9 protein-coding genes are annotated in these 12,908 nt (G+C 61.6%); all 9 read left to right on the top strand.

Going from position 1 to position 12,908, the window contains the following annotated elements; genetic code table 11:
* Nucleotides 1–60 precede the first annotated feature (60 nt).
* Entirely contained in the window at nt 61–1,167 is a 1,107-nt protein-coding gene (locus tag L8F45_RS14695; protein ID WP_342358629.1) for an ABC transporter substrate-binding protein, read from the top strand.
* A gap of 27 nt (nt 1,168–1,194) precedes the next feature.
* A complete protein-coding gene (locus tag L8F45_RS14690; protein WP_342358628.1) occupies nt 1,195–2,880 on the top strand; it encodes an ABC transporter permease in 1,686 nt (561 codons plus the stop codon).
* Nucleotides 2,873–3,940, top strand: coding sequence for an ABC transporter ATP-binding protein (locus tag L8F45_RS14685; RefSeq protein ID WP_342358627.1), 1,068 nt, complete (start codon nt 2,873–2,875; stop codon nt 3,938–3,940). Before L8F45_RS14690 ends, L8F45_RS14685 begins: the two co-directional genes overlap by 8 nt.
* Before the next feature lie 14 nt (nt 3,941–3,954).
* On the top strand, nt 3,955–4,617 hold the full coding sequence (locus tag L8F45_RS14680; protein ID WP_342358626.1) for an aspartate/glutamate racemase family protein: 663 nt from the start codon (nt 3,955–3,957) through the stop codon (nt 4,615–4,617).
* Nucleotides 4,618–4,639: 22 nt separating this feature from the next.
* Entirely contained in the window at nt 4,640–5,632 is a 993-nt protein-coding gene (locus L8F45_RS14675; RefSeq protein WP_342358625.1) for a Bug family tripartite tricarboxylate transporter substrate binding protein, read from the top strand.
* Between the two features lie 7 nt (nt 5,633–5,639).
* The gene (gene acnA / locus L8F45_RS14670) at nt 5,640–8,279 is read left to right on the top strand and encodes an aconitate hydratase AcnA (protein WP_342358624.1); all 2,640 of its coding nucleotides are present in this window, start codon (nt 5,640–5,642) and stop codon (nt 8,277–8,279) included.
* Nucleotides 8,276–9,142: an amidohydrolase family protein gene (locus L8F45_RS14665; protein WP_342358623.1), complete on the top strand. Its 867-nt coding sequence runs from the start codon at nt 8,276–8,278 to the stop codon at nt 9,140–9,142. Before acnA ends, L8F45_RS14665 begins: the two co-directional genes overlap by 4 nt.
* A 15-nt stretch (nt 9,143–9,157) precedes the next feature.
* A complete protein-coding gene (locus L8F45_RS14660; protein WP_342358622.1) occupies nt 9,158–9,946 on the top strand; it encodes an MBL fold metallo-hydrolase in 789 nt (262 codons plus the stop codon).
* Nucleotides 9,947–10,181: 235 nt separating this feature from the next.
* A complete protein-coding gene (locus tag L8F45_RS14655; protein WP_342358621.1) occupies nt 10,182–12,890 on the top strand; it encodes a beta strand repeat-containing protein in 2,709 nt (902 codons plus the stop codon).
* Nucleotides 12,891–12,908: the final 18 nt, after the last annotated feature.

The raw sequence follows: 12,908 nt of genomic DNA, 5'->3' as shown, positions 1-12,908 counted from the left end.
GATTGTCAAAGCCAAAATATTGATTTACGCCTCCCGCTCAAGAACAGTTGGGAGGAATGAATGCTGTCTCGCCGTCAGTTTTTGGCGACCTCCGGCGCAATCGCGGCCTCGGGCGCCATGTCCGCCCTTCCGGCCTGGGGGCAGTCGGCTCCGGCCGGCTACACCGCCGCATATAAGGAGATCGTCGAAAAGGCTGTGAAGGAAGGCGTAGTCGCCATCTACACATCGACCGACGACGTGCAGGGCCGGCCGCTATTGGATGCGTTTCGCGCCGCCTATCCCGGCATCAGGATCGATTACAACGATCTTGGCACCAACGGCGCCTACAATCGCGTCATCTCCGAAGCGGCGGCGCGTCAGGTCGGATCGGACATCGTCTGGACGTCCGCCATGGACCTGCAGATGCTCCTCGTCTCGAAGGGCTATGCCGAGGCTTATAAATCGCCGGAAGCGGCGAATTTGCCGGCCTGGGCGGATTACAAGGACATGCTTTATGCGACCTCGGTCGAGCCGGTCGCGATCATGTACAACAAGCGGGCGATGGGTTCGCTGCAGCCGCCCAAAACGCGCGCCGAACTCATCGAATTCCTGAAGGCGAACAAGGACGCGCTCAAAGGCAAGGTCGCCTCCTTCGACCCTGAGAAAAGCGGCTCAGGTTTCCTGTTTTTCAACAACGACGCGCGCACGACGAACGACACATGGAATCTGGTCCGCGCCTTCGGCGCCACCGACCCCAAGGTCTATGGCAGCTCCGGCGCGATGCGCGAAAAGGTCGCCTCTGGCGAGCATGCGATCGCTTTCAATCTCATCGGCTCCTATGCGATCGAATGGGCAAGGAAAGACGCCAATCTCGGCGTCATCCTGCCGCCTGACCATGCGGCCGCCTTCTCGCGCGTCGTGAACATCTCCAAGGGCGCGCCGCATCCGAATGCGGCCCGGCTGTTCCTCGATTTCATGCTGTCGAAGGCGGGACAGACCGCCATGGCGGGCAGCGGCGCGCCATCGGTGCGGTCTGACGTCACTGAAGGCCTTAACATCGCGAAGCTCAACGAGATGGCCGGCGGCAAGCTGAAGCCGATACCGGTCTCCGAGGCCTTGCTTGAATCGACGGAGCCGAAGAACCGCGCCGAGTTCTTCCAGAAGTGGAAGCAGGCGCTGCGCGGCTGAGAGCCGATTCACAGTTCGGTCGCGGCGATGCTCATCGCTTACGATGCGCCGAAGTACAGGGCTGGAGTCATTCTGGCCCTGTTCATCATGGTCGCCGCGCCTGCGGCGCTGATCATCTATCAAAGCTTTCTTGATGCGCCGTTCTTTGACGACGGCGTCAGGTTCAGCCTCGACGCTTATCGTTACGTTCTCACCGATTCCGAATTCTATCGCGCTCTTGGAACAACGACGCTGTACGCGTTCGGCATTGTGCTGATCGCCGTCCCGCTTGGCGGATTGTTGGCGTTTCTCATCACGCGCACTGACCTCAAAGGCCGAAAGTGGATCGAGCCGTTGGTGCTCGTCCCCATGTTTCTGTCCTCGATCGTGCTGGCGTTCGGCTACACCGTGGCGATTGGCCCCACCGGCTTCATCACCATCGCATTCAGAAGCGTTTTCGGCATTGCGCCTTGGAGCATCTACACGCTCCCCGGCATCATTCTGATTGGTGGTCTGAGCCACGTTCCGAACGTCTATCTCTATGTCGCTTCCGCCATGCGCCGCTTGCCGAGCGACCTCGAGGAGGCGGCGCGCACCGCAGGCGCCAGCGTCTGGCGCGTTTCAATCGACGTCACATTGCCAATGGTGCTGCCAGCGCTCGTGTTCGCCGCCGCGCTCAATCTCCTCCTGGGATTCGAGACCTTTGGCATCCCGCTGGTTCTCGGCGATCCCAGCGGGCTGCTTGTGCTGACGACCTATATCTACAAGGTCAACACGATCTTCGGCGCGCCGACCTATCAGGTGATGGCGGCCGTCACCGTCTTCCTGATCCTCATCACGCTGCCGCTCGTGTTTTTCCAGCGGCGACTTCTCAGACATGCGCGACGCTTCGCCGCCGTCGGCGGCAAGGGCGCTCGCACAAACCTGCTGAAGCTTGGATCAAGCGGCCAGATCGTCGCACTCGGCGTGATTGGCCTGTGGTTTCTTGTGTCGGTCGCGTTTCCGGTCGGTGGAATCATCCTGCGCGCCTTCGTCGAGAACTGGGGGGAAGGAGTAAATCTCCTGCAGCAGTTCACGCTGGCGAATTTCAAGGCCGTGTTTGAGATTCCGAGCCTGTTCAGAGGCATCGCGAACACGATACTTCTGGCGGCGGTGGGCGGCGGCGTCGCTGTCGCGTTCTATCTCCTCGTCGGCCTCGCGGGACATCGCAACAGCGGGCCAACTGGAACGCTGCTGGACTATTCCGTCCTTGTTCCGCGCGCTCTGCCTGGCTTGATCGTCGGCCTCGCCTTCTTCTGGCTGTTCCTGTTTGTCCCCTTCCTTATACCGTTGAGGACGACGCTGCTCAGTCTGCTCATCGCCTATATCATCGTTGGTCTTTCCTACGGGCTCAGGATCATCCAGGCGACGCTCATTCAGGTTGGTCCCGAGCTTGAGGAATCCGCTCGCGTGACCGGCGCCACGACGTTCCGGACGTGGAAGGATGTGGTGATTCCGCTCGTCAGGCCCGGCCTCGCTGGCGCCTGGGCGATGATCATAATCGTGTTCCTTCGCGAATACGCCACCGGCGTCTATCTCATGAGCGCGGGAACCGAAGTCATCGGATCGCTGATGGTGTCGCTTCTGACATCCGGCGCAATGGATCACATCGCCGCGCTCTCCTTTATCTCTATTGCGCTGACCGCTGTCGGAATGACGCTCGCGTTGCGGTTCGGAGCCAAAATGCATGACTGAACTCGTCGTCGAAAACGTCCAGAAATGGCTCGGGGGCAATCAAATCCTCAGTGGCGCTTCGTTCACCGCCCAGAAAGGGCGAATCATCGCGCTGCTCGGCGCGTCGGGCAGCGGCAAGACGACCTTGCTGCGATGTATCGCCGGGCTGGAACAGCCGGAAATCGGCCGCATCGTGATTGGTGGAACGGTCGCGCTCGACGACAAGGCGAAGGTGCAGACGCCTCCGGAAGTGAGGGAGATCGGCCTCGTCTTCCAATCCTATGCTTTGTGGCCTCATCGCACGGTGTTCGAGAATGTCGCCTACGGGCTGCGTCTGCGAAAAGCAGGCGAGGACGACATCAAGCGTCGCCTCGCCGGCATCCTTGAGAAGATGGGGCTCGCGCATCTGGCGCAACGTTACCCCGATCAGCTCTCGGGCGGTCAACAGCAGCGCGTCGCCATCTGCCGCGCGCTTGTCTACGAGCCGAAGGTTCTTCTGCTTGACGAGCCATTATCGAATCTCGACGCGAAGCTCCGCGAGGAAGCGCGTTTCTGGATCCGCAAGCTCATCCTCGATCTGCAGATCTGCGCGATCATCGTCACTCATGATCAAAGCGAGGCGCTCGCGATCGCGGACGAAATCCTGCTCCTGAAGAATGGCGTCATTATTCAGCAGGGATCGCCGACAGAGATCTATGCGCATCCGCGCAGTTTCTACACCGCCGACTTCATGGGGACGAACAACATCCTAGCAGGCGCTCTCGGGAAGTCAGTTGATGGAGCCGAGACAATTTGCGGCGCGGGATGGGAGCTGAACGGCGTCTGGAAGGATGCCGAGTCTCCGCGCAACGCCGAAGATATTCGGGCAATCGTTCGAATCGAAACGATTGTGGCGGCGGATGAGCCGGCGCCGGGCAGCCAACCCTTCGATGTGGAAGGCTGCATCTATCTCGGCGACAGGTGGGAGTATCGCTTGCGCCGCGGTGAGATGCGCCTGCGCGCGCAAGGTGCCGTTGAGCTCAAGGGGAACACCGCTCATTGCGTCATCTCGCCTGCCGCGACCTGGCTGTTCAACCCATGAGCAAGGGAACGAGCATGCCTCGCATCGCGCTCATTCATGCAACGCCCGTCGCGATCGACCCCATCCGGTCGGCGTTCATGGCGCTGTGGCCGGAGGCCGAACTCGCGAATGTTCTCGATGATTCCCTATCGGTCGACCGCGCGAAGTTTGCTGAAATCACGCCTGCGATCGCTTCACGGATTCTGCGGCTTGCCGAATATGGCGCGTCGCTCGGGGCGGATGCAATCCTGTTCACATGCTCGGCTTTCGGTCCTGCGATCGAAGAGGCGGCGAGGCGTCTGCCTATGCCGGTGCTGAAGCCGAACGAGGCGATGTTCGAAGAGGCGCTCAAGCATGGCGACAGGATCGGCATGGTCGCGACCTTTCCGCCAGCCGTAGCGACCATGGAGGAAGAATTTGCGGATGAGGCGCGTCGGCTGCGACCGACCGCTCGCCTGACAATCGAACTTTGCGCCGATGCGATGACGGCGCTGCGCGACGGCGATGCAGAGACCCACAACGCGCTCGTTTCCGAGCGCTGCGGATCGCTTGCAAATGTGGACGCGATCATGCTGGCGCATTTTTCGACGTCGCGCGCCCTTGAAGCTGCTCGCGGCGTGACGGGCGCGCCCGTGCTGTCATCACCGGAGGCGGCGGTGAGGAAAGTCAGAAGCCTCGTTGCGCAGAACAGGGAATAAACAGCCTATCGGGAGAAACGTCATGGCGCGCCAGACAACACTTCGCCGAGCGCTTGCATGGGCCGGGGCCGCGATGGGGCTCGGTCTAAATTTCAGCCCGGCGCTCGCATTTCCCGACCGCCCGATCGCGCTGATCGTGCCTTTCGCGGCCGGCGGCGCAGCGGATTCAACCGGCCGCATCATCGCGGAGTCGATGGCGAAGACGCTCGGCAAGCCAGTCATTGTTGAGAATGTGGCGGGCGCCGGCGGCGCAGCCGGCGCCGTGCGCGTGAAGAATGCCGCGCCGGACGGCTACATCATCGGCTTGGGCCATACCGGCACGCATGCCGCAGCGGTGACGGTGAATCCGAAGCTCCCGCACAACCCAAAGAGAGATTTCGCCTATCTCGGTCTTGTGGCGTCGACTCCCAACGTCGTATTCTTCAGAAAGGACTTTCCCGCGAAAGACCTGAAGGAATTCATCGCGGTGGCGCGCAGCGAGCAGAGCAAACTGACGATGGGCCATTCCGGCAACGGCGCGGCGTCGCACATCACCTGCCTCCTGTTTTTCGGGCTAATCGATGTGCAGCCGACCTACGTGCCCTATCGCGGCTTCGGCCAGACGATCAACGACATCATGGGCGGAAAGATCGATGGCTCGTGCGATCTTGTCGCGTCGGTGAGCGGGCAGGTGCAGGGCGAAACCGTGAAAGCCTATGCGGTCGCCGCGACCGAGCGTTCGGAAGCCATCCCGAATGTTCCCACTGCAATTGAAGCCGGTCTTCCCGAATTCGTCGCTGAAACCTGGACCGGTCTTTTCGCGCCGAAGGGAACGCCAAAGGAAATATTCGACATTCTGCATAACGCTGTCGCGAGCGCGCTTGACGATCCCGGAGTCAAGCAAAAGCTCGCCAATATTGGCGCCCGCGTCCCACGGCCGGATGAAAGGGGTGGGGCGCACATGCAGAAACTGGTTGAGACCGAGATTGATCGCTGGGCGGCGATTCTGAACAAGGCCGGCTTCAAGCCTGATTGATTGCGTGGTGAAATCTTCTCCAACAGGTCCCGCGATCGCGCATTTTGCGACGGGCGCTGAAATCATCGCCTGTCTCGACCTGCCGAGGCTGCTGGGCGAAAGCTGCGCGCGGCTTCCCTATGTTCTGCGGATTCTCTTTGAGAATGCGGCGCGGCGTGCGCCGCTCGATGAAATCGCCGCGCTGATTCAGGCGTTTCGGGGTTGGCTTGAGAACGGGCGCGGCGACGTCGAGATTCCTTTCCTGCCGAACCGCATCATGATGCATGATACGACCTGCGGCCCCGCGCTTGTCGATATCGCCGCGATGCGCGACGTGCTCTTCGAACATGGTTGTGATCCCGCAGCCCTCAAGCCGCAAATCCCGGTCGATGTGTCGACAGATCATTCATCGGGCGTCGATTTTTCTGGGCGCAATGACTCCTTTCAACGCAATCTTGCAAAGGAGTTCGAGCGCAACGCGGAGCGATACCGCCTGATGAAATGGGCGGCTGACATGCTCCCGGGATTTCATGTGCATCCGCCCGGCTCGGGGATCATGCATACGATCAATCTCGAGCGGCTGTCGAAGGTGGTCGTCGTCGAGCAGCGCGAGGAGGGTCTCTTTGCGTTTCCCGACGCTTTGCTCGGCACCGACAGTCATACGCCGATGATCAATGGGCTTGGCGTGCTCGGATGGGGCGTCGGCGGCCTTGAGGCGGAAGGCGCGCTCTTTGGCGTGCCCGCGCTGCTTCGCATTCCGAAAGTCGTTGGCGTGAAGCTGACGGGCCAACTGTCGGAAGGGGTGTTGGCCACCGATCTCGCTTTGACAGTGACCGAACAATTGCGAAAGATCGGCGTGCTCGGCGCCTTCGTCGAGTTTTTCGGACCCGGCGTCTCCGGCCTGTCGATTGGCGAACGCGCAGCAGTTGCAAACATGGCGCCTGAATATGGCGCGACGACAGGTTATTTTCCGATCGACGACGCCTGCTGCATATACCTCGCGGGAATTGGACGCCCCGGCGCCGACATTGATCTCGTGCGTGATTATGCGAAGAGGGCAGGCCTTTGGTTCGACGCTGAGGGCGAGCCTCGTTTTACGCGCTCGATCACGATCGATCTTTCAGAAATCAGGCCGAGCGTCGCCGGCCCCCGCAGGCCGCAAGACAGGCTTCCCGCCGGCGAGACAAGGCGAATATTCGATCCGCCATTGAAGCGATCTGATGGAAGCGAAATTCCAGATGGCGCCATTGCGATTGCAGCGATCACAAGCTGCACAAACACCTCCGATCCGCGCCTGCTGATCGCCGCCGGGCTTCTCGCGCGCAATGCGCGTCGCGTCGGGATGCGTCCTCCGCCGCATTGGGTGAAGACGTCGCTTGCGCCAGGCTCGCCTTCAGCCGAACGTCTGCTGGTTCGCGCGGGCGTCATGGAGGATCTGGAGGCGCTAGGCTTCGGCATCGTCGGTTATGGCTGCACCACCTGCATCGGAAATTCGGGCGCGCTGAACAAATCGATCAGCGATCAACTTGCCAAACGCGATTTCCGGCCTGTCGCTGTTCTCTCGGGCAACCGGAATTTCCCCGGTCGCGTGCATCCCGATCTTGACATGGCGTTTCTGGCGTCGCCGCCGATGGTGATCGCCTTCGCCCTCGCGGGCTCTGTCGACATCGACATCATGAATGAGCCTGTTGGGTCGGGGCGTGATGGCGCGCCGGTGCGACTCGCTGACATCTGGCCGAGCGGCGCCGAGATTGATGCGGCGCTGCTAAGGGGCGCCGATCCCTCCGACTATGAGGCCGCTTATCGCGAGGCCGCGGAGAATCCTTTCTGGCGAAAGCTCGACGCGCCGCGCGGCGAACGCTTCGCGTGGAATCCTCGCTCGACTTATCTCAGGCGTCCGCCTTTCGTGCGTGCTGAGCTGCTTACATCATCATCGCGATGGGCGCGGCCTTTACTTGTGCTGGGTGACGACATCACGACGGACCATATTTCTCCCGCGAACCAGATTCGCGCAGAGAGCGAAGCCGGGCGCTATCTGGTCACGCAAGGCGACGATCCGTGCGATCTCAATGTGTTCGCGTCGCGCCGCGGCAATTTCGAGGTCATGGTGCGCGGCGCGTTCACCAATAGGCTGGTGGTCAATCACCTCGCGCCGACCGCCGCCGCCGGGTTGACGCTCCACGCGTCAAGCGGCGATCTCGTCTCTCTGCCGGAAGCGGCGCGGCGCTACGCCGCGGAAGGGACGCCGCTCGTGATTGTCGCGGGCCAGCGTTATGGCATGGGCTCGTCGCGCGACTGGGCGGCGAAGGCCGTGGCGCTGCTTGGCGTCCGCGCCGTCATCGCTTCCAGCATCGAGCGCATTCATCGCACCAATCTGATTGGCATGGGCGTGCTGCCGCTTCTGCTGCCTGAAGGGATCGGTCCTCTCGATCTTGCGCTGTCATCGACGGACCAATTCGCCATCGATTTGTCATTTGGCTCGATCTCGCCGCGATGTAAGGTTCGGGTTATGCTCTGTCGCGCGGACGGAGAGGTCGAGGAGCTCACATTGCAAGCCGCGATCGAGACTTCGCTCGAAGTTGAATTGCTGCGTTCCGGCGGCATTATTCCGCGTGTTCTGGCAGGCGAGATCGCGCGCCAGCGACGGCAGACGGTCGGCGCCGCGTGATTGTGACGCCAGAACTTCCTGCAGGCGCGTGCGACTGCCACGTCCATCTGTTTGGACCGCCGCAGTCATATCCCTTCGATGAAAACCGCGTCTATACGCCTCCTGACGCAAGCGAAGCGCAGTTGCTCGCTTTGCATGATCGCCTCGGGATGTCCCGCGTCGTCATCGTCCAGCCCAGCCCCTACGGAGCCGATAACCGCCGCACGCTCGATGGTCTCGCGGCGCTTGGATCGCGGGCAAGGGCGGTCGCCGTGATCGACGAGACAATCTCCGACGAGGAGCTTCGGCGCTGGCATGCGCTTGGCGTTCGCGGCGTCCGCGTCAATATCGCGACGCGCAGCATGCATGATCCCGCTGAGGCGTCGAGATTGATCAGCGATCAGGCGAAGCGTGTGGCGCCTCTGGGATGGCATGTGCAGGTGCTGACGACGCTCGCCGTCATCGAGGCGCTGAGCGACCGGCTTCGCACGCTGCCGGTTAAAGTCGTCATTGACCACTTTGGTTTGCCTGACATGCATGTGGACGTTCGGCAAGCTGGGTTCGCGACGTTGCTCAAGCTTGTCGGAGAAGGCCGCGCCTTTGTGAAGCTGTCGGCGATCGAGCGTCTGTGTGGTCACGGCCGGCTCGATCTGATCAGGCCATTCATTGCGGCTCTTGTCGAAGCGAACAGTGAAAATCTTGTCTGGGGATCGGACTGGCCGCATACAGGCGGTGGACGCGACAAGAACAGGCCGGTGGAAGAGATCGAACCGTTCCAAGCGATGGATGACGCGGATGCGTTGCGTGTCCTGCTGGATAGCGTTCATCAAGACCTTGCGCGCGCCATTCTCGTCGACAATCCGTCGCGCCTCTATGAATTCTGACGCAAGGGACCGGCCGTGAACCCGTTCGAAACGCCAACCGAACTGTCAGATGCGCCGATCGATATTGTGATTTGCGGATTTCCGGGCAAATCCACTTGCCATGGCGGATTGGGCTGGAGCTCGGTCGTGCTGATCCGATCCGGCGATCGGATCGCATTGGTTGACGCGGGTGGTTTTGGAGTGCGGAAGCTGATCCTTGAGCAACTCGATCGTCGCGGACTCAAGCCTTCCGATGTGACGGACCTGCTATTGACGCATTCGCACCATGATCATTCGGTGAACTGGACGCTCTTTCATGGCGCGCGCATCGTCGTCGGCGCGGTCGAAATGGAATGGGCGCTCAACGAGCCGTGGGGCGAAACGCCTGTGCCGGAACTTTATGTTCGCGTGCTGAACGACTGGCCGACTTGCGAGAAAGTCCCAGACGGCGCGGAAATCTTTCCCGGCATGACCGCGCATGTCGCGCCGGGCCACACGCCGGGATGCCTCGTCTTCTATTGGCGGACGGCGGCGCGCGATTTCATCTTCACCGGCGACGCGGCGAAGAACCGCGCGGAGTTGATCTCTGGCGATACGGATATGACTTACGATCCGGCGATCAGTCGCGCTTCGATCGAGATGATTTGGGAGCTCTGGCGCCGGCGGCCTGAAACGGTCGTCGTGCCTGGCCACGATCTTCCGATGATTCTTGTCGATGGCGAAGCAACCTATATCGGCAGCAGAAAAGCTGCGATCCAGGCTTGGTTCGGACGCGACATGACGACGCTGAGCGCATTTGACCTCACCGGGTCGTCGAAAGCATGACACGCTCGTCGCAATAACCGCCAGCCACGCGAGCGGCGCGATGAGTGTCGCGCCGCCTTGATCAAGACGGCGTTGCGACGAAGAGTTGCAAGGCGGGCTGCCACGATGGTCCGCAATTTCACTCCAGAGAGACGTGAGGAGAAGTCGGTTGGCGTCTGTTCCCACGGGAACAGTGGCGGCTCCGCTATCGCCATAGGGTGCGCGAACAATCCTCAACACTGGAAGGATAGCACCCATGGCGATCAAGGCCATCTTCAATCCCGCGACAGGGATTCTGTCGCTGTTCAGCGATGATCTCGATAACAATGTCGTCGTCAGCCGCAACGCCGCCGGGCAGATTCTGGTCAATGGCGGCGCCGTTCAGGTCATCGGCGGCACAGCGACTGTCGCGAACACCTCGCTCATTCAAGCTTTTGGACTCGCCGGCGCGGACTCGCTGGCGCTGAATGAAGCGAACGGCGCGTTGCCGGCTGCGCAATTGTTTGGCGGTTCCGACAACGACGTTCTCACTGGCGGCTCAGGCGCCGATCTGCTCTTCGGCCAAAGCGGAAATGATACGCTGCTCGGCAAGGGCGGCGCGGACATGCTGTTCGGCGGCGCGGGCAATGACACGCTGACGGGCGGCGACGGCGACGATCAGATGTTCGGCGAAGCCGGCAATGATCGCATGATCTGGAATCCAGGCGACGACAGCGATCTGATGGAAGGAGGCGACGGAATCGACACCGCCGAGGTGAATGGCGGCAACGGCGCGGAGACCTTCACCATCACCGCCAATGGAAGCCGCGTGCGGGTCGATCGCGTCAATCCCGCCCCCTTCTTCCTCGATATCGGCACCACCGAGAATATCGTCATCAACGCCAATGGCGGCAATGACATCATCACCGCCGGAAATGGACTCGCGGCGATCAAGCTCACCATCGATGGCGGCGCGGGCGACGACACCATCACCGGCGGTGATGGCGCCGACACTTTGCTCGGCGGCGACGGCAATGACCTCGTGACGGGCGGCCGCGGCAATGACGTCGCGCTGCTCGGCGCGGGCGACGATCGCTTCATCTGGAATCCCGGCGACGGCAGCGACATCGTCGAAGGCCAGGCCGGAACCGACACGCTCCAGTTCAACGGCGCCAACATCAACGAGACCATCACGATCTCGGCGAATGGCGGGCGGGCGCGCTTCTTCCGCGATATCGCCAATGTGACGATGGATCTGGACGATGTCGAGAAGGTCGAGTTCAACGCGCTCGGCGGCTCGGATGTGATCAATGTCAACGATCTCAGCGGAACCGACGTCAAGCAGGTGAACATCAATCTGGCGGCGACGCTGGGTGGAGCGGCCGGCGATGCGCAGGTTGATCGCGTCAATGTCTTTGGAACAAACGGCAATGACGTGATCCAGGTTCTCGGCCAGAGCGGATCGCTCTCGGTTGTGGGAACGCCGGCCGCGGTGAACATCACGCATGCCGACGCGAATGATCAACTTGTGATCCTCGCAGGCGCCGGCAACGATTCTATCTCCGCGGCTGGGCTCGTTGCGGGCAATGTCAATCTAACGATCGACGGCGGCGCTGGCAACGACACAATTGTCGGCAGCCAGGGAGCGGACATGCTCCTCGGCGGCGATGGCAATGATGTCGTCACAGGCGGACGCGGCGATGACGTGGCGTTTCTCGGCGCCGGGAACGACCAGTTCATCTGGAATCCCGGCGACGGCAGTGACACCGTGGAAGGGCAGGCGGGCGTCGACACGCTGGTCTTCAACGGCGCGAACATCGCGGAGACGATCGATATCTCAGCCAACGGCCCCCGCGCGCTGTTTCATCGCGACATCGCCAATGTGACGATGGATCTGAACGGCGTCGAGCATATCACCTTCAACGCGCTCGGCGGCGCCGACACCATCAATGTCGGCGATCTCAGCGGGACCGACGTGACGCTGGTCGACGTCAAGCTCGCGAGCGCGATTGGCGGCGCGGCTGGCGACGGTTCGGTCGATCATGTGAATGTCAACGCCACCAGTGGCGCGGATTCGATCGTGATCACGACGTCGGGCGCCAACGCGACGATCGCCGGGCTTCACACTACGACGGTGATCGAGTCGCTTGAGAGCTCCGATGTCGTGACGGTCAATGGGCTGGGCGGCGATGACGTGATCAACGGATCGGCCTCGCAGGTCTCGTTGACGCTGAATGGCGGCGCCGGCGCGGACTTTCTCTTCGGCGGCGCCAAGGCCGATGTGGTGAATGGCGGGCAGGGCAACGACACGGCGCTCCTTGGCGCCGGCGACGACCTGTTCGTCTGGAACCCCGGCGACGGCTCCGACATCGTCGAGGGGCAGGCCGGAACGGATACGCTCCTCTTCAACGGCGCCAACATCAGTGAAAGAATCGACATCTCGGCCAATGGCGGTCGCGCTTTGTTCCAACGCGATGTCGCCAGCATCACGATGGATCTGAACGACGTCGAGAATATCGATTTCCACGCGCTCGGCGGCGCGGATACGATCAACGTCCATGACCTCAGCGGCACCGATGTCAAGAAGGTCTCGATCGATCTGGCGGGAACGCTGGGCGGAACCGCCAGCGACGGCCAGGCCGACACGATCGTCATCGACGCGACCAACGCCGATGATGTGATCACCTTCTCGAACGTCAATGGCGTCGTCACTGTTCATGGCCTCGCCGCCGACATCCAGATCTCTCACTTCGGCGCCGAAGATCGCATCGTGATCAACGGCCTTGGCGGAGATGACGTGATCGATGGGACGGGCCTTGGGAACAGCATCGCGCTCACCGCCAATGGCGGGAACGGCGATGACATTCTCCTTGGCAGCGCTGCAGCCGACACCCTGAACGGCGACGCCGGCGACGACGTCCTGATCGGAGGGCTCGGCAACGACATCCTGAATGGTGGGACCGGCTCCAATATCATCATTCAATAACAGCCTGAACAAGATCCT

Origin of the sequence: Terrirubrum flagellatum, assembly GCF_022059845.1 — a bacterium.
GTDB lineage: Bacteria > Pseudomonadota > Alphaproteobacteria > Rhizobiales > Beijerinckiaceae > Terrirubrum > Terrirubrum flagellatum.
The sequence above is the reverse complement of the archived record's forward strand: the minus strand, read 5'-3'. Positions and strand labels throughout refer to the sequence as shown.